This window comes from Colwellia sp. MB02u-9, from assembly GCF_014077085.1.
GTDB lineage: Bacteria > Pseudomonadota > Gammaproteobacteria > Enterobacterales > Alteromonadaceae > Cognaticolwellia.
This window is the reverse complement of sequence record NZ_JACGVF010000100.1, coordinates 120,764-143,140: the sequence shown is the minus strand read 5'-3', so window position 1 is coordinate 143,140 and position 22,377 is coordinate 120,764. Positions and strand designations below refer to the sequence as shown.

At 40.0% G+C, this 22,377-nt stretch carries 15 protein-coding genes; 12 read left to right on the top strand and 3 right to left on the bottom strand.

Annotated features, from left to right (window positions below):
* Window positions 1-192 precede the first annotated feature (192 nt).
* From H4J65_RS16765 to tldD, 8 genes are all read left to right on the top strand, one after another.
* Window positions 193-1,236, top strand: a complete 1,044-nt coding sequence (locus tag H4J65_RS16765; protein WP_146879278.1) for a rod shape-determining protein — start codon at window positions 193-195, stop codon at window positions 1,234-1,236.
* A 135-nt stretch (window positions 1,237-1,371) separates the two neighbouring features.
* The gene (gene mreC / locus H4J65_RS16760; RefSeq protein ID WP_182198876.1) at window positions 1,372-2,253 is read left to right on the top strand and encodes a rod shape-determining protein MreC; all 882 of its coding nucleotides are present in this window, start codon (window positions 1,372-1,374) and stop codon (window positions 2,251-2,253) included.
* A complete protein-coding gene (gene mreD, locus H4J65_RS16755; protein WP_182136636.1) occupies window positions 2,250-2,729 on the top strand; it encodes a rod shape-determining protein MreD in 480 nt (159 codons plus the stop codon). Before mreC ends, mreD begins: the two co-directional genes overlap by 4 nt.
* A 1-nt stretch (window position 2,730) precedes the next feature.
* Window positions 2,731-3,318 (top strand): nucleoside triphosphate pyrophosphatase, encoded by a 588-nt coding sequence (locus tag H4J65_RS16750; RefSeq protein WP_182136635.1) that lies wholly within the window; start codon window positions 2,731-2,733, stop codon window positions 3,316-3,318.
* 12 nt (window positions 3,319-3,330) lie between these two features.
* Window positions 3,331-4,794, top strand: coding sequence for a ribonuclease G (gene rng, locus H4J65_RS16745; protein WP_182136634.1), 1,464 nt, complete (start codon window positions 3,331-3,333; stop codon window positions 4,792-4,794).
* 180 nt (window positions 4,795-4,974) lie between these two features.
* Window positions 4,975-9,156, top strand: a complete 4,182-nt coding sequence (locus H4J65_RS16740) for a YhdP family protein (protein ID WP_259367640.1) — start codon at window positions 4,975-4,977, stop codon at window positions 9,154-9,156.
* Window positions 9,157-9,205: 49 nt separating this feature from the next.
* Window positions 9,206-10,054, top strand: coding sequence for a carbon-nitrogen hydrolase family protein (locus H4J65_RS16735; protein ID WP_259367639.1), 849 nt, complete (start codon window positions 9,206-9,208; stop codon window positions 10,052-10,054).
* On the top strand, window positions 10,047-11,495 hold the full coding sequence (tldD, locus tag H4J65_RS16730; RefSeq protein WP_182136632.1) for a metalloprotease TldD: 1,449 nt from the start codon (window positions 10,047-10,049) through the stop codon (window positions 11,493-11,495). The genes H4J65_RS16735 and tldD overlap by 8 nt, the downstream gene beginning before the upstream one ends.
* Window positions 11,496-11,572: 77 nt before the next feature.
* Here tldD and H4J65_RS16725 read toward each other — a convergent pair whose 3' ends face one another.
* Both H4J65_RS16725 and H4J65_RS16720 read right to left on the bottom strand, forming a co-directional pair.
* Entirely contained in the window at window positions 11,573-12,409 is an 837-nt protein-coding gene (locus H4J65_RS16725; RefSeq protein ID WP_182136631.1) for a S1 RNA-binding domain-containing protein, read from the bottom strand.
* A gap of 79 nt (window positions 12,410-12,488) precedes the next feature.
* On the bottom strand, window positions 12,489-12,956 hold the full coding sequence (locus H4J65_RS16720) for a TerB family tellurite resistance protein (RefSeq protein ID WP_182198874.1): 468 nt from the start codon (window positions 12,954-12,956) through the stop codon (window positions 12,489-12,491).
* A 693-nt stretch (window positions 12,957-13,649) separates the two neighbouring features.
* On the opposite strand from H4J65_RS16720, the gene H4J65_RS16715 reads away from it, so the two are divergent.
* Together H4J65_RS16715 and H4J65_RS16710 are read left to right on the top strand one after the other, a co-directional pair.
* On the top strand, window positions 13,650-14,867 hold the full coding sequence (locus tag H4J65_RS16715; protein WP_182198873.1) for an efflux RND transporter periplasmic adaptor subunit: 1,218 nt from the start codon (window positions 13,650-13,652) through the stop codon (window positions 14,865-14,867).
* Window positions 14,868-14,869: 2 nt separating this feature from the next.
* The gene (locus H4J65_RS16710) at window positions 14,870-18,073 is read left to right on the top strand and encodes an efflux RND transporter permease subunit (RefSeq protein WP_182198872.1); all 3,204 of its coding nucleotides are present in this window, start codon (window positions 14,870-14,872) and stop codon (window positions 18,071-18,073) included.
* A gap of 106 nt (window positions 18,074-18,179) precedes the next feature.
* On the opposite strand, the gene H4J65_RS16705 is transcribed toward H4J65_RS16710, so the two are convergent.
* Entirely contained in the window at window positions 18,180-19,019 is an 840-nt protein-coding gene (locus H4J65_RS16705) for an isopenicillin N synthase family oxygenase (RefSeq protein WP_182198871.1), read from the bottom strand.
* 327 nt (window positions 19,020-19,346) lie between these two features.
* Here H4J65_RS16705 and H4J65_RS16700 point away from each other — a divergent pair, with 327 nt between their 5' ends.
* Both H4J65_RS16700 and H4J65_RS16695 read left to right on the top strand, forming a co-directional pair.
* Window positions 19,347-19,634 (top strand): hypothetical protein, encoded by a 288-nt coding sequence (locus tag H4J65_RS16700; protein WP_182198870.1) that lies wholly within the window; start codon window positions 19,347-19,349, stop codon window positions 19,632-19,634.
* A 120-nt stretch (window positions 19,635-19,754) separates the two neighbouring features.
* Window positions 19,755-22,316, top strand: a complete 2,562-nt coding sequence (locus H4J65_RS16695; RefSeq protein WP_182183927.1) for an EAL domain-containing protein — start codon at window positions 19,755-19,757, stop codon at window positions 22,314-22,316.
* The last annotated feature ends 61 nt before the right edge of the window (window positions 22,317-22,377 follow it).

Here is a 22,377-nt window from a genome sequence, read left to right as displayed (position 1 = left end):
TTTTTAGTTAAATAATCTCAATATTTCATCATATTTTGTCATTGAAATAACACAAGCGCGATAGTCTGCGCTATGATAGCGTGCTAACAGTAAAAAATATCATTTGTCAGCTAATCTGTAGCGGGCAAATTAAGTACAACAATATTCTGGCAATTTGTTGCCTAGGTTATGTTTAAAGGACATTTCGACAATATGTTTAAGAAATTACGCGGCATGTTTTCTAACGATTTATCAATTGACTTAGGAACCGCAAATACCCTTATTTATGTAAAAGACCAAGGTATTGTTTTGAATGAGCCTTCAGTTGTGGCCATTCGACAAGACCGCTCTGGTGGCTCTAAAAGTGTGGCTGCCGTGGGTACGGCAGCCAAACAAATGTTAGGTCGCACACCCGGCAATATTGAAGCCATTCGTCCGATGAAAGATGGCGTTATTGCTAACTTTTTTGTGACTGAAAAAATGTTGCAGTACTTCATTAAACAAGTACACAGCAATAATTTTTTACGACCAAGCCCACGCGTTTTAGTTTGTGTGCCTTGCGGCTCTACACAAGTTGAACGACGTGCTATTCGTGAATCAGCACTAGGTGCTGGCGCGCGTGAAGTGTATTTGATAGATGAGCCTATGGCGGCAGCAATTGGCGCAGGTATGCCAGTGTCAGAAGCAACCGGTTCCATGGTGGTTGATATTGGTGGTGGTACCACTGAAGTCGGCATTATTTCTCTAAACGGTGTGGTTTATTCTTCTTCTGCCCGCATCGGCGGTGATAAGTTTGACGATGCCATTATTAACTATGTACGTCGTAACTTCGGTAGTTTAATTGGTGAAGCAACCGCTGAGCGCATTAAACATGAAATTGGCTCTGCCTACCCTGGCGACGAGGTACTTGAAATTGAAGTGCGCGGGCGTAATTTAGCAGAAGGTGTGCCACGTAGTTTCACTTTAAACAGCAATGAAATTTTAGAAGCGCTACAAGAACCGTTAACCGGTATTGTTAGTGCGATTATGGTTGCATTAGAGCAATCACCACCTGAACTAGCCTCAGATATTTCAGAGCGCGGTATGATTTTAACCGGTGGTGGCGCCTTGTTAAGAGGTATAGATCGCTTACTGATGGAAGAAACCGGTATTCCGGTTGTGGTTGCTGATGACCCACTAACTTGTGTAGCTCGTGGTGGTGGTAAGGCCATTGAAATGATTGATATGCACGGTGGCGATTTATTCTCCTACGAGTAGCATACTCATTATTTATCGCCATTTTGCTTAATACCCTTATCAAATGTACTCATTGATTAGCGTCAACTTCGTACATTTGCTGGGTATTTAAAGCCAATGGTGGTAAATAAATTAGCATTTATACAAGTTTAATTTATGAACCCTATATTTAAGCATGGACCATCTCCTGTGCACCGACTTGTTTTGGTGCTGCTTTGTTCTGCAACATTAATATTTTTTGATCATAAAATGAATAGCTTTGAGCCTGCTCGAGGCTTTTTGCAATCACTGGTCAGCCCATTACAGTATTTGGCTACCGCGCCAAAGCAAATGATGAATTGGGCGGCAGATAATATTATCACTCGTCGCCAACTCCTTGCCGATAATCAACAATACAAAATCAACGAGTTAGTCTTTCATGAGCAAGCTTTACAATTAGATATTGTTCAACGTGAAAATAATCGACTCAGAGCCTTGCTTGCTTCACCATTGCGCGGTGATGCTAAAAAAATGGTGGCAGAAATTCTTAGCGTCGACAGTGACCCTTATACTCATCAAGTGGTGATCAACCGTGGTGCTAACGACGGCGTTTATGAAGGCCAAGCGGTCATTGATGATGAAGGCATTGTTGGCCAAATATTGCATGTGGGTACGACAAGTAGCCGCGTGTTATTGATCACTGATATTACCCACGCTGTGCCAGTGAGAATAAGCCGCAATGGGCTTAGATTAATCGCCACTGGCGGCGGTGTTATTGATCGCTTAACCCATAATTATGTTCCTCACAGTAGTGATATTCGTACGGGCGATTTATTAGTGACGTCAGGCTTAGGCAGTAAATTCCCAGAAGGCTATCCGGTAGCAAAAGTTTCCGCGGTTATTCAAGATGAATCACGGGCTTTTTCTCAAATTCAAAGCCAGCCAGTAGCCAAAATAGATCGTTTACGTTATGTGTTATTATTGTGGCCAGAGCAGAATGATCTTCAAGGGCCAAATAAAAGTAAAACATTGCCCGCTGAAAAGGCCAAGATTAAATGAGTATTGTTAGTCGTTTAATTATGTTTTTAACGCTTTTAGTTGCACTACTCGCCAGTATTATGCCGCTACCCTTGAGCGTTGATGCTTTTCGCCCTGATTGGGTATTGGTTGTTTTACTTTACTGGTGTTTAGCATTGCCCTCGCGCGTTAATGTTATTTCAGCTTGGGTTATGGGCTTTATTCTCGATGTTTTACTGGGATCTACTTTAGGTGTGCATGCTGGCGCTATGGCGATTAGCGTTTATATTGTTGCTGGGAATTTTCAGAAAATACGTAACTTTTCTGTTTGGCAGCAAGCACTGATTATGGGTGTGTTATCGGCGTTATATCACTTAATTGTTTTTTGGTTACAACGATTTTTAACTGACGCTGTGTTTTTACCCAGTTACTTATATCCGGTGTTTACCACCATTATCCTCTGGCCCTGGGCTTTTTTACTCTTACGTAAAATAAGACGAAACTTTAGAATAACATAACATGTCTACTACTTTGATTTTGGCGTCACAATCACCGCGCCGACAAGAACTACTTCAACAAATGGGTTACGACTTTGTCTGTGCACCTGCAGATCTTGATGAAACTGTACTCGCAGCAGAAAAACCTGAACACTATGTCGCGCGCTTGGCATTAGCAAAAGCCCGAGTCATTGCCAAGCAATATGCTGATGATGTTGTGGTACTTGGCTCTGATACTAGTGTGGTCTTTGGTCAACATATATTAGGCAAACCTGAATCTCTTGCTGATTGTCTTACTATACTTAAGATGCTGTCGGGACATACTCACCAGGTAGTTACTGCGATTGCTGCTGTAAAAGGTGAACGTATTGATGTGGTTGTGGTCAGTACTGAAGTAGACTTTAAAATCCTCACCGAACAAGAAATAAAGCGCTATTGGCAAACAGGCGAGCCACAAGATAAAGCCGGTGCCTATGGTATTCAAGGAATTGCAGGACAATTTGTCAAACAAATTCGTGGTAGTTATTCTGCCGTTGTTGGCTTACCTTTATATGAAACAGCACAGCTGTTATCAGCATTTGGCGTAGAATCGTCAATGACACAAGCATAAATAGGAATCGATATGAGCGGTGAATTACTTATCAATGTTACGCCAAGTGAAACACGAGTAGCGTTAATCGAAAATGGTTCACTACAAGAAGTCCATGTTGAGCGTGAAACTCGGCGTGGCTTAGTCGGCAATATTTATCTGGGTAAAATTATTCGTGTTTTACCCGGTATGCAAGCGGCCTTTGTTGATATTAATCTCGGCAAAGCGGCTTTTTTACATGCCTCAGACATTAACTCTAAACTCATTTTAAACGAAGATAACAACAGTGAACAAGTGCCTGACATTAGAAATTTGGTGCATGAGGGCCAGCATATTGTGGTGCAAGTGGTTAAAGACCCTATGGGCACCAAAGGTGCGCGACTCACCACAGATATTACCATTGCGGCGCGTTATTTAGTGTTAATGCCTAACGCTAGCCACGCGGGAATATCACAGCGTATTGATGACCCAGCAGAGCGAAATCGTCTGAAATCGATTGTTACGCCTTATTGTTCGAAAGAGCATGGCTTTATTGTTCGCACCGCCGCTGAAGGTGCCAATATTGAAGAATTACAACATGATGCTGAGTTTTTGCGTCGCGTTTGGGCAAAAGTGGTTGAGCGAAAAGAGCGTAAACAAACCAAAGATCCTATCTATCAAGATTTATCGTTAGCATTTCGTGTGCTGCGCGATTTTGTTGGTGCCTCACTTGAGCGTATTCGTATTGATTCAAAACTCACTTATGAACAATTGCTTGAGTTTACCACTGAATTTGTCCCCAATTTAGCCCCTGTGTTGGAATGTTACCCAGGCGAACGACCTATTTTTGATTTGTTTAACGTTGAAAACGAAATACAGCGCTCATTGCATCGCAAAATTGATTTGAAATCAGGGGGGTCTTTGATCATAGATCAAACCGAAGCCATGACCACCATTGATATTAATACCGGTGCTTTTGTCGGGCATCGTAATTTAGAAGAAACAATTTTTAATACTAATATTGAGGCAACACAAGCGATTGCTCGACAGCTTAGGTTAAGAAACCTTGGTGGTATTATCATCGTTGATTTTATTGATATGAATATAAAAGACCATCAGCGCCGTGTTTTACATAGTTTAGATATGGCGATGGCGAAAGATAATGTTAAATACAGTTTGTCAGGTTTCTCCGCATTAGGCTTGGTGGAAATGACTCGAAAACGCACACGTGAAAGCCTAGAACATATTTTATGTGGTGAGTGTGAGGTATGTCACGGTCGTGGTTATGTGAAAACAGTAGAAACCGTTTGTTTTGAAATTCTACGAGAAATTGTGCGGGTAAATCGCGCTTATGACGCGGATAAATTTATTGTCTACACCTCATCATCGGTGAGTGAATCATTAGAAAATGACGAGTATCATAATTTGGCTGAGCTTGAAGTCTTCATCGGCAAGCAGATTAAAGTACAGACTGAAACCCTGTATAATCAAGAACAATTTGATGTGGTTATGATGTGATGCTGTTTTGTGTCTATGCTTTGAATTAGCAGGTCAAGTTTAAAGCACAATGAGCATGCAGGTCGCATTTAAGCTGTCAATTTGACGGAGAAAAGCCTGATACAATCTGTGCAAGCAGCATAAGTAGTTATCGTTTGGTTCCATTCCTATCAGTGAATAAAGTGTGTTGGTAAAATATTAATGAATGTTTCCACGGTCTTAAATAGATGGCTCAAACGTCTGTATAAACTATTAGCAATTTTGTTAGTAGCTTTTGCCGTGTCGATTAGTCTATTGCGCTTATTTTTACCCTATGCACATAATTATCGCCAAGCGGTCGAAGATTATCTCAACAATAGCTATAAAAGTAACATCTCTATTGGCTCGTTAAGCATGGGCTGGGGTCAGTTAGGGCCAACATTGATCACCCAACAAGTTGAGCTTTTGTCTAATGACAAGAGTAAAATATACCTTGATAGTTTGGCGGTTGAATTGGACTTTTGGCGCAGCATGCGCTCAGGGAAACTGGTGACGCAAAACTTTGTTATCTCGGGCGCAGAATTAGTATTCGAACAAGCGGCACTGGCTAACTCCGCCGCAGAAATCTCTACCAATGAAGCGGATAATAAAGACTTAATAACGTCACTTTCCTCAATATTACTTGAACAAATTTCTCGTTTTTCGATTCGTGATAGTCATGTGCTTTATCATACCCTTAGTGGGGTGCGAGCCTTTACCATTAATGAATTGTTTTGGGTAAATGAAAACAATCAGCATAGAGCTAACGGTACTATTATCGTCGACGGTCTCAGCTCTAATAATTTAAAAGTGTTGTTAGACTTTCAAGGACCCAGGTTTGATCAACTCAGTGGCCAAGCCTATTTAGAAGCCAATGACATTGACATTACCCCTTGGTTAGGGAAACTTCTTGCGATTAAGGATGCCAACACCCACTCAGCGATTAATTTTAGTGCTTGGTTAAAGCTTAACACGGGTAAGCCCGAGTTTATTCAGGTCGCTCTTGGTGATAATGAAATCACTTGGCAACATCAGGGTAAAGCGCAAAAATTTGAGATTATAGGTGGTGATTTTCAAATAAAAATCTTAGACGAATTAGTGTTTAATCTAGCAAGCTCACCATTAACTGTTAAACGTAATGGTAGGGAAACTAATAAAATATCCTTGATGGCCAAGGTTAATGGTACCCATATCAATGGTTATATTAATGCTATCGAGCTAGCCAGTTTTGCCGGCGTATCACCGCTATTAGTTGACGATGTTGGCCTTGAAAAACTATTATTAGACCTTGACCCAGAGGGCCGAGTTGAAGAGATTCATTTTCGCAGTACTGCGGATAATTTCGCTATCACAGCCGCATTTAGCGATGTTGACAGCCATTTTAGTCAAGGTATTCCCGGCATTGACAATGTCAGTGGTGAATTAGTTTATGCTAATAATCAGCTGCAAATATCATTAAGTGCTGTTGATGGCGCACTCGATTTCGATAAACATTTTAAATACCCTATTCCTTACACTCGCTTAACGAGTTTGATCAATGCAAAGTTTTCAGCGGATGACTGGCAATTTTCGGTTGAAAATATAGAATTTAATTCGCCGCAGCTGAGTTTAAGTGCAGACGTAAAAATAAAGAGTGTTAAAGATCAAGCGATAACAATGTCACTATTGGCGAGTGCAAGTCAGGATAATACAGAGTTTGCTGAATATTTTTATCCCCATTTATTAATGGGTGAGGGTTTGGTGAATTACTTAAATGGCGCGATTGTTGATGGTGAGATTAAGCAGGCTTTAGTGTTATTTAATGGGCCATTAAATAACTTTCCGTTTAACCACCGTGAAGGTGTTTTTGTGGTTGACGCTGAGTTGTCTCAAAGTACATTTAAATTTGACCCACAGTGGCCGGCGATTGAAAACTTCGCCGCGAACTTAAACTTCACCAATAATAGTATGCTTATTACCGGCAGAGAAGGCACATTGTCGGGTATTGACGTTAACGGTGTTCAAGCCGCTATTGCTGAGTTAACGGGTAGTCAAGTATTAACAGTTGACGCCGACTTTACTCAAACCGAGCCGCAATTAGTCCAGCAACTAATGGCGACGAGTCCAATGCAAGAAACGATTGGTGTAACATTAGAGCAAGTGGTGATTTCAGCGCCGATTAATGGTGATTTCTCTTTAACATTACCATTAAATAATCCTGCAGCTGTTATCGCTAAAGGTTATGTTGAGTTTAAAAATAATCATCTCGCGTTACAAGCACCGCGAATGGACTTTAGCCAAGTTAATGGCCGTTTAGACTATTATAATGATCGAATAACTGTTTCGGGTGTTGAGCTTGATTGGCGCGGTATGCCGTTAACTATTAATGTTACCGCTGAACAAAAGCCTGAGCACTATAAGGTCAGTATTGAAACACTAGGTCAGTGGAAAACTAGCCAATGGCAAAGACAATTACCTGATGAATTAGTGAAATATGCCGACGGTAAAATAGACTGGCAAGGTATGCTAGCACTGAATATTAGTGATGATAAATTTAACTATGATTACCAAATACACTCGAGCTTAGATGAGGTGGATTTAGCCTTACCTGCACCTTTTAGTAAGCGCATAGGCGAACAAGTTGCAGTAAAAATTCACGCCTTTGGCAATAAGCTTAATAGCACCATAAACGCGGATATGGGTGATGAACTAGGCTTTTATGCTTTACTGGATCATCAACAAACGCGTTTTTCATTAGCGCATTTAGTGCTAGGCAAGCAAACTTTAAGGTCACCCATTTCAGGCTTTCATATTAGTGCTGATCTAGCCCAAGCAAATTATCAGCAATGGCAGCCTTTAGTGTTAGATATTTTGGCGGCTGTTGAGTCCACACCAGACAAGTTAGATCCATCAGCCGTGTCATCCGATATAAAGACCCATGAGCAGAGCTTATTATCAGCGCCTGATAAAATACAGGGTCAGGTGGGCAACTTAATGGTTTATGATAAAAACTTCCAGCAAGTCAATTTTGACTTTACACCTGAGTTGGATGGATGGCTGCTCAATATCAATGCTAACGCACTAAAAGGCTCAGCTAAATTTTATCCTGACTGGCATCAGCAAGGGATAGACATTAATGCAGATTTTGTGCATTTCACCAGCGCTAAAAATGAGTTAGTGCCAGCAGAGAGCCTTGAAGGTTTTGTTGATAACACTTTGGTTAATAACACGTCAGTTGATAAAACTGTGACTGATGAAAATCTGATCGATGAGGCAGAGCTTACTGAGGAGACAAAATCTGGCAATGCAGCATCAGTAAAACTAGCTCCAACTCACGAAGTTGAGCCAGCGGTTGGCGAAGTAAAGCCAATTCAACAAAGTAACACAGTGACTGAATCTGAGCCAATAAACTCAGTTGAACAGCCAATATCGTCACCGATTGACACTGTGCGTAATGCGGCACTTTTTGCTAATGTGCCACCATTAAAGGTGACTTGTGCCAGTTGCCAGTATGATAATTATGACTTTGGTGAGGTAAGTTTCACCTTAGAGCGAGCAGATGAAACTACATTATTATTGAAAAATTTCAGTTCTAAACGCAATAATAATACGCTGGCATTTTACGCTCAGTGGCAACAAGACAATGAGGGGTCAAATACTCGTGTTACCGGCACCTTGGCGACTGATGATGTGGCGGGTGAAATAGCGCAATTAGGTTACGTTTCGATTATAAAAGATAGTGGTGTCGAGATGAAGTACAACCTTGATTGGCAGGGTGGGCCGCATGACTTTGCAACTGCGACGCTTAATGGCGAGCTATCAACAACATTTGATGATGGCTATTTGGCTGATGTTGATGATAAAGGCGTGCGTATTTTATCCTTGTTAAGTTTGCAGTCACTGGTGCGTAAACTTAGTTTTGATTTTAGAGATATTTTTAGTGATGGTATGTTCTATAGTGAGCTAAAAGGTCACTTTATGGTAAAAGATGGCGTGGCATATACTGATAATATTCAGATGAATGGCACTGCCGGTGATTTAACCATAGTGGGTAATACTAATTTAAATAATGGTAACCTTGATTATCGGATGTCATATAAACCCAATTTAACCTCTAGTTTGCCGGTATTAGCTTGGATTGCGACACTAAATCCCGTAACCTTTTTAGCGGGCATGGCACTGGATGAAGTGATCACGTCGACGGTAATTGCTGAAATTAATTTTGAAGTAACAGGAAACTTAGACGATCCGCAATTTAAACAAGTCAGTCGTAAAAATCAAAATATCAGCGTTGGCCGCTCATCACCACCTAAAATAGTTGAAAATATTTTAGAAGATGCCACTAAAATCAAGGCTTCAGAGCAGCCTGAAGAACAACCTTTGTAGTGGGACTTTGATAGATGATATGGATGGATAACCTTGATTAATGATGATAATGGGTAATAAAATAATGCAAATTTGTGCGATACAAATGTCTTCTAATACCCGTGTTGAAGACAATATTGCTGATATTGAACAGCAATTAGCTACTCTGGAACTAGCGCAACAACAACTGGTTTTGTTGCCTGAATGCTGTTTGTTTTTTGGTGGTAAAGATAAAGCGCAACTGGCGTTGGCAAAAGAAAATCAGCAAAGCAATGGGCTAAAAACTCGGCTTGGAAAGCTGGCAATAAAATATAATGTTTTTCTCGTGGCGGGCAGTATTCCCGTACTATCAAATCAGCCAGAAAAATTTACTAACAGTTGTTTTGTTTTTTCCCCTGAAGGCCAAGAACTTGGGGGCTATGATAAAATTCATTTGTTTGATGTTGCGGTGCAAGACAACGAAAAAAATTACTGTGAATCTCGTTATGTCAAAGCCGGTGATCATACTAGCGTAGTGAATGTTGCTGGCGTTAATGTTGGCTTGTCAATTTGTTATGATTTGCGTTTTCCAGCACTATTTCACCAGTTATGCCAACAAGGGGCAAAAATTATTACTGTACCCAGTGCTTTTACTCGGGTAACGGGCGCCGCACATTGGCAAACCTTATTGCAGGCGCGCGCGATTGAAAATCAAGTATATATTGTTGCCGCAGGGCAAGAAGGTGTGCATTTAAATGGCCGGGAAACTTGGGGCCACAGTATGATCATTAGTCCATGGGGCGAAATACTGACTCAGCTTGATACCTCAAAAGGTATTATTTGTGCTGATTACCAAGAACAAGAATTAGACAAGGTGCGTAAAGCTATGCCTGTTGCCACTCATAATCGTTTTAAAAATAAGTTGATGTCGTATGAATAATGTTGAGATAGAGCTTTTAGCCAATAGTGAAATTGATCAAAGTATGCTGATGGATACCTTGGATAACATTTTCCAACGTAAAGTCGATTTAGCGGATTTATATTTTCAATCCAGTAGCCATGAATCATGGATGCTGGAAGACGGTATAGTCAAAGAAGGCTCTTATAACATCGAACGTGGTGTCGGTGTACGTGCTATATCAGGTGAAAAAACTGGCTTTGCTTACTCTGATGATATTTCGCCCAGCGCATTAAAAAAAGCGGCTGATGCGGCGAAAGGCATCGCTAATGCTGAAAAGTCTGCGCGAGTGCAAGTTTTTGATGGCAAAAAGATGCAGCAAAACCCCGCTCAATATCAGGCAACAGATCCACTTGCTAGTTTGCCTCAAGAGCAAAAGATAACCTTATTACACGAAGTAGAGGCTCATGCCCGCAGTGTTGATAAACGGGTTAAGCAAGTGATTGTTAACTTGTCAGGTATTTATGAAAAAATATTGGTGGCGGCCAGTGATGGCACTTATGCTACCGATATACGACCATTAGTACGGCTTAATTGTTCGGTGTTAGTTGAAGAAAACGGTAAGCGAGAGCGCGCTAGTTCCGGTGGTGGTGCACGTACAGATTATAGTTATTTCTTTGAGTTAGAGCATAATAAACCACGTTATTTAGCCTATGCAGAAGAAGCCGTTCGCCAAGCGTTAGTTAACTTAGTCGCGATTGATTCACCGGCAGGATTATTACCGGTAGTGCTGGGTGCCGGCTGGCCAGGAGTATTACTCCATGAAGCGGTTGGTCATGGTTTAGAAGGTGACTTTAACCGTAAAGGCTCTTCAGCATTTTCGGGAAAAATTGGCCAAAAAGTTACCTCTGATTTATGCACTATTGTTGATGATGGTACTATGGCAAATCGTCGTGGTTCGATCAGTATTGATGATGAAGGTACGCCAGGGCAGTACAACGTGCTGATTGAAAAAGGTGTCCTCAAAGGTTACATGCAAGACAAGCACAATGCCGGTTTAATGGGCGTAAAGCCCACAGGTAACGGCCGACGTGAGTCTTATGCACACTTACCTATGCCGCGCATGACCAACACTTATATGTTGGCAGGTGAACATAAGCCTGAAGACATTATCAAATCAGTTAAAAAAGGTATTTACGCCCCCAATTTTGCCGGTGGGCAGGTTGATATTACTTCGGGTAAATTTGTTTTCACTAGTTCAGAAGCGTATTTAATTGAAAATGGCGAAATTACTTCACCCATAAAAGGCGCTACTCTCATTGGCAGTGGCCCTGAGGCCATGAAGAACGTGAGCATGGTGGGTAATGACTTGAAACTAGATGCTGGTGTGGGTGTTTGTGGTAAAGACGGTCAAAGTTTGCCGGTTGGTGTCGGTCAACCGACCTTGAAGATTGATCAAATGACGGTAGGTGGTACGCAATAACGCTGGTCTAAAGTGCGACTCTAACGATTCATAAAAAAAGCCCTTTCGGGCTTTTTTATTTTAAGTGATGAAAAAAATTAAGAATCTTTGAGGCGAATGCCTTTCGCTTCAATGGTAATTTTACCGTTTTTCATTAAATTACCTACGGTGGCCTTAAAAGTTTTTTTACTAACCCCTAAAATACGCTTGATCAATTCTGGGTCACTTTTATCATGTAACGGACTAAAACCGTCGTGCTCGGCAATATGAGCTAATAATACCTCACTAAAGTCTTTAACTTTACCTTCGCCTGGGCGGGTCAATGATAAATCAATACGACCATCTTCACGTACTTGCTTGATATAACCAGTTATTTTTTTACCCGTACGTAATGGCTTAAATATTTCATTATCGTAAAGTAAACCCCAATGCAGATCATTAATAATCGCTTTAAAACCCAAGTCAGTTTTCGTGGCAATGGTTAATGTTACTTTATCCCATTTTTGATATTCGGCTGGCCAAATATCAATAAACTTATCTAACTTACTTGAGGCAACTAAACGGTCAGTTTTGAGATCGAGAAAGATCCGAACAAGATAATACTTGCCCGCTTCCATAGGGGTATGTTGTTGGTTATAAGGTACCAGTAAATCTTTAGGTAAGCCCCAATCTAGAAAGGCACCCATTTTATTGACTTGGCTAACTTTTAACGAGACAAATTCATCAACTTCCGCTAATGGCTTTTCCGTTGTTGCTACGATTCTATCTGCAGTATCTGCATAGATAAAAACCTTAACTTCACTACCCACTTGGCAATTTTCAGGCACAAAGCGATTAGGTAATAAGAGTTCACCTAATTCATTTGCATTTAAATATGCGCCATTGTCAGTAATTGCTACTACAGGAAGAGTGTTGTATTTGCCGATGCTTGCCATGTGAATTCTTGAGGTCAGTTAACTTGCGGCTATAATAACCGATCTGGCGGCAAGTTAACTATAACTTTCAATGCTGGGGCTAATTTTTATTTAACTCTGCTGCTTTTAATTGCATATTTAGTTTGGTTTGAATGTATTCACTATGTCGTAAATGCAACAAATCGGCAATCTTACGAATAATATGCTCCTCAATGCTGGCGAGTTCGCCATCGGCATAAGCGACCTGCCATAACAGCTCTAACATTCTCACCCGTTCTTCAGTACTGTAATTTTCGTTGATTTTAGAGGTAAATTGGTAAAAATCAGTAGCGTGTTCACAAAGTAAGAGCGAGTGCTTTATGATCTCAGTGACTTCATCGCTAGTTAAATGAAATTGACTAGCGATAATATCATTGAGTTTTTGTTGTTCAGCTTTATCAAGCTGACCATCGGCAAGCATGACTTCACATAATAATACACTACCGGCAATTTCTAAGCTTAACTCATCTGCTTGCTGATTATTTTCTTCGCCTAATAATTGGAAAAAGGCACTAATTTTTGACAACATAAATTACTCTCTTTGTAGATGATGAATATTAATGTACTTACTTTTAGGGACAAGTGCTTAATTAACTTACTGTTAATAAAAAATTGTAACCTTGAATATGCATAGCTTAACTCAAGTGCCTTGGTTGCGGTTAATTAAGCCACCAACAAGGACTGTGGTATTGTTAATGCTCAGTTTTTTACTTTTGTTGTTAGTGAACTTTGGTACCTTTTTCGATATATTAACGTAAAATACTTTTTTGATCATGGTGTGTATTACCTGTGTTTATATTAAGCGGGTTCATGGCTAAGTGACGGTAGACAGTAGTCATTTTTTTGGTATTACCCTAACCTTGGGCCAATAAGTACAAGAGCAACGCTTAAACGCCATTTTGTAGTATTTATCCAAAGGTTATTCTGGTATTAGTTAATTCGACTAAAAATTTTTATAAAAGTTTACTTAATAGTGAAAAAAACCAATATGTTATTAAAGTCACTATTAACTTAAGGCCTCATTTGTTTTTTTATAATAAGGAGATGTCTTAACTTATTGTTATATAATGTTATTTTATTATAATTTGGACCGTTTTGAAAAGCGGCGCGAATGTTGTAACAAGCATTTACAACTTTGTTAGTTTTGTAGCCAGTAATTTCTGTATCCTATTGGCAATTAAATTAATATTTACAACTATTTAGACTTTACGAGGACGAAATCGTGACACGGAAAAAACAAATAATTATACCTATTGTCATTTTAATCGCTGGTTTTTTGATTTTCTTTTTATTTTCAAGTATGAAAAAACCACCGGAAGAAAAAGCCGTTGTTGATAATACCCCTATCGTTGCTGTTGAAGCGATTTCACTTGCCCCCATGACCTTACTCGTAGATTCATACGGTGTGGTTAAACCAAAATATGAAACTGAATTAGTCGCTCAAGTTAGCGGGGAAGTTGTTGAATTATCAGAAAAATTTGTTCGTGGTGGTTTTGTTCAGCAAGGTCAACTATTGGCCCGTATAGATCCCAGCGATTATCAAGCCGCACTCATTGAAGCCCAAGCAACCATGGCATCAGCACAGGCATCCTTAGAGCAGGAACGTGCGCAAGGGCAAGTTGCTGAGCAAGAATGGCAACGTATTACCGATGCAGCGCCTACGGCGTTGAGTTTACGTAAACCACAATTAGCCCAAGAAGTAGCACGAGTAAAATCCGCACAAGCGTTTATTCTGCGCGCTAAACGTAATTTAGAACGCACCGAAATTAGAGCACCGTATGATGCGATGATCGACAGCCGTAATGTCGGCTTAGGTTCGTTTGTTGGTACCGGTAGTATGATAGGTAAATTACTCGGTATTGCCATTGCTGAGGTACGTTTACCCGTTGCCGATAATCAATTAGAGTTTTTAATTGCACAAGGTAAAGGCGCCAGTGTTAATTTAACCGGCATATTTGCTGGCCGTGAGACCTTATGGGCAGCGAAAATTGTCCGTAGTGAAGGTGTTATTGATAGCAAAAGTCGGATGAGTTATTTAGTGGCTGAAATTTTTGACCCTTATGCTTTACGAGATAACAATCAAAAAACGCCGCTACGCTTTGGTGCTTATGTTAAGGCAAGAATTTTAGGGAAAGCCATAGCACAAGCGGCCAGTGTGCCGCGTTATTTAGTTGAAAATAGTCGCGTTGCGCTGTTGGACAGTGAATCGAAATTACATTACTCAGCAGTAAAGATTGTTCGCCAAGATGGTCAAAATGTCATTATTTCAGGTGGTTTAGCTGATGGTGACCAATTAATTGTCTCAGCGCTTGACTACCCAGTTGACGGGATGAAACTGGCGTTAATTACTGACCAAGCTGACAAGCTTAATGATCAGCCAGAAGATGCTATTGCAAGTGAGTCGCAAGTGGCATTAAATGACAGTGATTCAGGGGAATAACCATGAGCACGCTTAAGCCTAAAAAACCGGCTGAAATTGACCACAGCATTGACACTCATAGCGGCATTATAGCTTGGTTTGCTCGTAATAGTGTCGCCGCCAACTTATTGATGATTTTTATTTTAGTGGGTGGTTTACTCACCATTCAAACCATCAACAAGCAAATGTTTCCGCAAGTTAAGATCAATTGGATTTCATATACAGCGCCATATCCTGGAGCCGCACCACAAGAAGTCGAAGAAGGCATAACCATTAAAATCGAAGAGGCATTGGATACGGTTCAAGGCCTTAAGCGTGTTATTACTTATTCAAATCGTAACTTTTCTAACGGTTGGTTTGAAGTTGAGTTAGATTATGATCCTCAAGTCGTGTTGGAAGAAGTTAAATCAGCAATAGACTCAATCTCTAGCTTCCCTGATGGCATGGAGCGAATAAAAGTCGAGCGGGAAAAATTTCGTCAAGAAGTGATGTACTTGAGTTTATATGGCGATCTAACCAACGGCGAATTAAAAGAGCTTGGCCGTAAAATACATAATGAAATTCAGCAACTACCTGCGGTTAATATTTCTGATTTATTTAGTGGTTTAGATTATGAAATATCGATTGAAGTTAGCAAAGATAAGCTGCGAGAGTATGGCTTAAGTTTTAATGATATCGCCAATGCGGTGCGCAGTTCTTCTCGTAATATGTCGGCGGGACAAATCCGTGCAGAAAATGGTTATATTAACCTAAGGGTAGAAAATCAAGCTTATCGAGGCTATGAATTCGAACAAATTCCTGTGGTAACTTTAGCCGATGGCACGCGTATTGTGTTAGGCGAAATTGCCACTATTATTGATGGTTTTGAAGAAGGTCTACAATATTCTAAGTTCAACGGTGAAAACTCAGTCACCTTATTTATCGGTGCCGCTGATAACCAAAGCATCACAGATATTGCCACTGTGGTGAAAAAATACGTTGAAGAAAAGTCAGCAATATTACCTGCAGGGGTTAAGTTAGAAACTTGGGTTGACATGACCTACTACCTCGAAGGTCGCTTAAACATGATGGTAGACAACATGAAAAGTGGTGCTGTGTTGGTATTTTTAATGTTGGCGCTATTTTTACGTGTGCGCTTGGCTTTTTGGGTCATGATGGGCTTACCGGTTTGTTTCCTCGGTACTTTATTTGTCATGCCACTTGAGTTTGTTAATGTCACCATCAACGTTATTAGCTTGTTCGCCTTCATTTTAGTACTAGGCATTGTGGTTGATGACGCGATTGTTATGGGGGAGAGTGCCCATGAAGAAATTGAAGAGCATGGCCATAGTACCGATAATGTTATTCGTGGTGTCAAGCGTGTTGCCATGCCGGCCACCTTTGGTGTTTTAACTACGATTGCGGTATTTTTGCCATTTCTTTTTGGCGAAGGGCCGTCTTCAGCCTTTGGTAAAGCTATTGGCTCTGTGGTTATTTTGTGCTTAATTTTTTCTTTGATTGAATCTAAACTTATTTTGCCTGCGCACTTAGTTAAAATGAAAATGAAAGCATTTAACCCTAAAAATCCGATTGATAGATTACGCGCCTGGATTGATAGCAAGTTAAAAAGCTTTATTGAGCATGTTTATAGCCCAGCTTTAGCAATATTTATTCAATATCGTTATGGGGTATTAATGTTTTTTATTAGCTTAATGCTCATCAGTGGTGGTTTGTTTAGTGGCGGTTTTGTTCGTTTTGTTGGCCAGCCTAAAATTCCACATGATTTTCCGCGTGTTACTGTCGAAATGAATGTTGATGCTTCTGAAAAAGCGACCTTAGATACCTTGCTAAATATTCAAGGGGTTATTAACCGTATTGATCAAGAAATCACCGAGCAATACGGTAATTCAATGATCTCTGATATGCAGGTCGATTTGCGCAGCAGAACCAGTGGCCAGTTAATGGTGAAGTTAGTGACACCTGAATTACGGCCGATGGATACCTTTGAGCTCGCTGATTTATGGCGTAAAGCTATTCCAAATTATCCCGGCGTTAAATCATTCACTATAGGTGACAACTTATTTGGTGGCGGCCGAGATGATGGTGATATTGCCTTTCGATTAGAAAGTCAAAATGATGCAGAATTACTCGCAGCAGCAAAAGAATTAAAAACTAAGCTTAACTCGCTTAAAGGCATTGGTGATGTCAATGACAGCCGCCAAACTAGCGCTAAAGAGGTGCAATTTGAATTAAAGCCGTTAGCCTATAGCTTGAATTTAACCTTAGCAGACATTGCCTCACAAGTGAGTTATAGCTTTTATGGTTTAGAAGCGCAGCGCATTTTACGTGACAGTGAAGAAGTGAAAGTTATGGTGCGATACCCGCTTGAGCAACGCAGCTCTGTGGGTCATGTTGATGATGTAATGATACAAGCGCCCAATGGTGCGGAATTACCTTTATCTGAACTGGCGGTTATTACCTTACAAGATGGTGTGACACGTATCCGCCGTGAAAATGGTAATCGTACCATTAACGTTTGGGCCAGTGTTGATGCGGATCAGGTCGAACCGTTTAAAGTGGCTAATGATATTCAAGATAATTTCATGCCAGAATTATTAAGAAAATATCCACAAGTTAGCAGTGAAGTCACTGGCAGTATTCAAGAAGAAATGGATAGTGCTGATGATCAATTACGCGATTTTGTCATCTCAGCAATGATTATATTTTCATTGCTAGCGATACCGTTAAAATCATATTCGCAAGCGATGATGATTATGGTGGTCATTCCCTTTGGTGTTATTGGCGCGGTGCTTGGCCACTTTATTTTAGGGATGGACTTAAGTGCTTTATCTGTCATGGGAATACTAGCGGCCGCCGGGGTGGTGGTGAATGACTCGCTCGTGATGGTTGACTACGTTAATAATGCTAGAAAACGTGGCGAACGTTTAAAAGATGCGGTAATGCATGCGGGTAGTAAACGCTTTAGAGCCATCATGTTAACGTCAATTACTACCTTTATTGGTTTAGTGCCGATTATCTTCTTTGAAGTGAGTGCACAAGCACAAATTGTCATTCCAATGGCGGTGTCACTAGCTTTTGGCGTGCTATTTGCCACCATAGTCACCTTGGTACTTATCCCTTGCCTCTACCTTATTGTTGAAGATATTAAAGCATTATTTAAGCGCAATAAAAAAGTGCCTTTAGCTCAGGCGCCCGTGTTAGATAGTATAAGCAGTGAAAGCTTGTAGGGATAATGTTTTAAAACTTAAAACTTAAAACTAAAGAAGCCATCACAATGTGATGGCTTCTTATTAAGTTAAGCTATTTAATCTATCAGGTTGACGTGCTCTGGTATTACTTTACGCCAAGCTCTTTTAATCTTTCTAATAAGTAACTCGCATGAGTGTGCTTTTCTGACAAGACCACTTCATTACGCGGATGTAAAAATAGCGGTAAAGAAATACGTGATTTAGCGGCATTTTCCCCTGTTGGATTAATCACTCTATGGCTGGTTGATGGGAAGTAGCCTTGCGATGCTTCCTGCAACATATCACCGATGTTAACAATTAAATGACCAAAGTCAGCCGGTACATCTAGCCATTCACCATCTTGTGCTTTTACTTGTAAACCAGGCTCGTTGGCTGCCGGTAAAATGGTCAGTAGGTTGATATCTTCGTGTGCTGCTGCACGGATAGCACCGGGTTCTTCTGTACCGTTTAATGGCGGATAATGTAGAATGCGTAACAAGGTGTTTGGCGTGTCTTTGATCATATGCGACAGCGGTTCAGAATAGTGTTTAGTGACCTCTGGTGGGCTATATTTTTCTACCCAATCAAGTAACTCACTCGCTAGATCTGAAGCCATTTTATAATAATTAAGAATATCAGTTTTCAGTTGTGCTGGAATGCGTCCCCAAGGGTAGATATGATAATATTCTTTAATATCTTTTTTGTTATGACCTTTGGCGGTTTCTGATATTTCAGGGGCAAAATAACCGTCTTGTTTTTCAGGATCAAAGGCAAACCCTTGTTTCTCTTCTTGTGAGAAAAACACATACCAATCTTGATATATTTTATCGACTAAAGCTTGTTGAATTGGATGGTTAGTTAACACACCAAAACCTGTATTTCGTAAACTTTCAACAAATTTTTCTGCGGCATCACTTGCCTGATAATCAATAACTTGTACTTGCATAATATTTCCCTAATGCTTAATCTTTATCTTAGGTATTATACCTATTGAAATAATTTTCGCTAACTGATCCATTGATGAGTACCACAAGTGTTCTATATTCTAGTTAAATATACGCTAGCTACAAATAGATAAGTTAAAGGAAAAGCGGTGAATTGACTCTCGGTGGTGATAAAGCCAATAATAATGTTTATTTTACTTTAGGTTAAATAACTTTGTATTGAGTTTGTACCGTCTTTACCTAACACAGGGATATTTTAGTGTTCATAACCATCTCATTATCGGTTATTATTGGTTATTAACGAATTTTGTAAATCAAAGAGAAGTAAGATGATAAAAAACCTGGCTCTGATAGTTTCCTTCGTGGTATTTTTTTCAGCATGTAGTAGCAATAATAGTGCTTGTGAAGATGTAACATTAGCTGCAGAGCAAGTGCAGCAATGTCAGTCATTGCATAAACAAATTATTAACACTAAAAATAAACCTTTGATACGCACAGAATTGGAACGCAGATACCAACAAGATTGTATTGATATTCGCTACTATCGCGACGAGAAACAAACTGGCGTTTGTGGCAATAAAGCAGAAGTTGTTGAGTCTCAAAAAATTAGCCAGTAAAAGTAAGTTTTTAGCTATATGTATTGCCTGTTTTTTGATACTTTAAATGGTATGTAAAAAATTTGGGGATATATAATCAGCCTCATAATAAACATTTAACTGTGCAGTATGGTGTAAAAGTTGACAAATTCATTAGATACATTAGCCAATTCAAATACAGGTTCGGCAAAAGAATCTCTTACATTATTGAACGAGTATCAAAAGCTTCAAGACCGCTACACCACCTTATTGACCCTAAACCAATTATCAATTGATTGTGTTGACCTTAGTGAATTTTTTAAACAAGTTCATCACGCCATTGCTACTGTGATGAGTGCCAATAACTTTTACATCGTGCTATATGAACAAACATTATCTACCGTAGAGATTGTTTATCATATTGATGAGAAAGATAAAATGGAGCTGGGTGTTTACCCCATGGATGACTTTAAAGGTTCAATAACAAATTATGTTATTGAACATGGAAAAGCTTTATTGGCGACACCAGAAGTTATTGCACAACTAGCGCAAGAGAAAAAAATTAAGTCTATCGGAGCCTCAGGCATCGATTGGCTCGGCGTACCTTTGATACACGATGGTTTTGTCATCGGGCTTATGGCCGTGCAAAGTTACTCTGCAGCAACGCGCTATCAAGAGTATGAACGAGATTTACTGGAATTTGCCGCTCAACATATTGTCACTGCATTAACGCGCTTACAGGATCGAGAGCGATTACAAGCCGCTGTTGATGCACGTACACAAGAATTAATGGCACAAATTCGCGATCGAGAGAAAGCGGAGTTACTGCAAGAGTCGTTATACCGAATTTCAGAACTCACCAATGATCACGATCTAGATATTGATACTTTTTACAACATGGTGCACAACATTGTTGGACAGTTAATCAATGCAGAAAATTTTTATATTGCTGAATATAATCAAATAGATGATGAACTGTTTTTTGCTTATCTCCTTGACCAAGGCTGTAATAACACCGACCAAAATTATCAAGCAAGAAAACTGTCAAACCATTTTACTGAATTAGTTTTAAGAAGCGGCGAAACTGTGTTGCTAGACCAGCAAGCTATGTTAGCGTTACATCAACAAGGTAAAACCATTAAGCCGGATGTTAATGTTGTATCGTGGCTTGGCGTGCCATTAGTTCATGCGGGTGAAATGCTCGGTGCTATGGTTTTACAAAGTTACCAGCAAGCAATATGCTTTACGGAACAAGATGCTGAGTTATTGCGATTTGTTTCACGCCATGTGGCCTCAGCGATGAATCGTCGTAAAATTACTGATAATGAGCGCAAAGCGCATGAACTGTTAGAGCACCAAGTAAAACTGCGCACTGCCGATTTAGAAGATGAAATTAAACAGCGTAAAGCAGCCGAAAAACAACTGCAGCATGCTGCCTCACACGATATTCTCACCGGTTTACCTAATCGAGGCGTATTTATTGAGGTATTAAATAGTGCTATTGCCTGTAATAAACGGCGACCAGAATTTAAATTTGCTGTATTTTTCCTAGATTTAGACCGCTTTAAAATGGTCAACGACAATTTAGGTCATCACGCTGGCGACCTGTTATTGAAAGAAATTGCTCGAGCGTTAATTGACGTGGTCAGAGGCAATGACACTGTTGCGCGCTTAGGTGGTGATGAATTTGTTATTTTAATAGAAAATATAGAAAGCACTGCTGGAACATATGAAATTGCCGATCGCATAACAGCCTTGTTATCTTCACCCTTTATCATTGAAAAGCAGACCATATTTATAGGCACCAGCATAGGGGTGTTATTTAATGACGAACGCTACACCAACGCGGATTCTATGCTCAGAGATGCCGATATAGCCATGTATCACGCAAAAAATAACGGTAAAGGGCGCTTTGAGGTCTTTGACTCAAGTATGCATACAAAAATGCAAAATGCCTTGTCACTGGAAACTGATATTCGAGAGGGCATTGATAACCAAGAATTTATGCCTTACTTTCAACCTATAGTACAACTTGTTGACGGTAAGATCGTTGGCTTTGAGGCTTTGGCGCGCTGGCAGAGTGATAAGCGTGGCTTTGTGTTACCGGATGCTTTTATAGCACTAGCAGAAGAAACCAATTTAGTGATGGCGATTGATTTACAAATTCTAGAAAAATCATGCCAACAACTCAAACTGTGGCAGCAGAGTTCAGGCTCAGATCAACTTTATGTCAGTTGTAACTTATATTGTAATCATTTTTTCAGTTTACATTTACCGCAAGATATTCAAGCTATTATCGATAAAACCGGTGTGCAACCGCATCAAATTCGTGTCGAATTGACCGAGCGAGCTTTGTTAGACAATAGTGATGTTGTGCTCGAAAATATGCGGTTATTGAACAAAATGGGTGTGAAAATATTGCTTGACGATTTTGGTACCGGCTATTCGAGTTTAAGCTATTTGCATCGTTTTCCAATGGATGTGATCAAAATAGATCGTTCTTTTATTAATAGTGTACACGAAAGAAGTAATCATCAAGCGATCATTAAAACCATTATTGATTTAGCCGCCAATTTAAATATGGAGACGGTGGGTGAAGGTATTGAACATGAATCGGATGCGCAATTATTAAGAGCAATGGGCTGTGTTTATGGTCAAGGTTATTACTATTTTAAACCGTTACCAGCCGAAGAAATAACTAGCCTTTTGTTCAGTCAAAGCTAAACCCTAGCATTTAGTACTGAAAGAAAAATGCGGTAAAAATCCACTAATAACGATCTTATGT

Excerpts from the sequence above, each read along its gene's own strand:
- mreC (WP_182198876.1), top strand. The coding sequence starts at position 1,372 with ATGAACCCTATATTTAAGCATGGACCATCTCCTGTGCACCGACTTGTT.
- H4J65_RS16700 (WP_182198870.1), top strand. The coding sequence starts at position 19,347 with ATGATAAAAAACCTGGCTCTGATAGTTTCCTTCGTGGTATTTTTTTCA.
- H4J65_RS16725 (WP_182136631.1), bottom strand. The coding sequence starts at position 12,409 with ATGGCAAGCATCGGCAAATACAACACTCTTCCTGTAGTAGCAATTACT.
- H4J65_RS16705 (WP_182198871.1), bottom strand. The coding sequence starts at position 19,019 with ATGCAAGTACAAGTTATTGATTATCAGGCAAGTGATGCCGCAGAAAAA.
- H4J65_RS16735 (WP_259367639.1), top strand. The coding sequence starts at position 9,206 with ATGGGTAATAAAATAATGCAAATTTGTGCGATACAAATGTCTTCTAAT.
- H4J65_RS16765 (WP_146879278.1), top strand. The coding sequence starts at position 193 with ATGTTTAAGAAATTACGCGGCATGTTTTCTAACGATTTATCAATTGAC.
- tldD (WP_182136632.1), top strand. The coding sequence starts at position 10,047 with ATGAATAATGTTGAGATAGAGCTTTTAGCCAATAGTGAAATTGATCAA.
- rng (WP_182136634.1), top strand. The coding sequence starts at position 3,331 with ATGAGCGGTGAATTACTTATCAATGTTACGCCAAGTGAAACACGAGTA.
- H4J65_RS16710 (WP_182198872.1), top strand. The coding sequence starts at position 14,870 with ATGAGCACGCTTAAGCCTAAAAAACCGGCTGAAATTGACCACAGCATT.
- H4J65_RS16750 (WP_182136635.1), top strand. The coding sequence starts at position 2,731 with ATGTCTACTACTTTGATTTTGGCGTCACAATCACCGCGCCGACAAGAA.
- mreD (WP_182136636.1), top strand. The coding sequence starts at position 2,250 with ATGAGTATTGTTAGTCGTTTAATTATGTTTTTAACGCTTTTAGTTGCA.
- H4J65_RS16740 (WP_259367640.1), top strand. The coding sequence starts at position 4,975 with ATGAATGTTTCCACGGTCTTAAATAGATGGCTCAAACGTCTGTATAAA.
- H4J65_RS16720 (WP_182198874.1), bottom strand. The coding sequence starts at position 12,956 with ATGTTGTCAAAAATTAGTGCCTTTTTCCAATTATTAGGCGAAGAAAAT.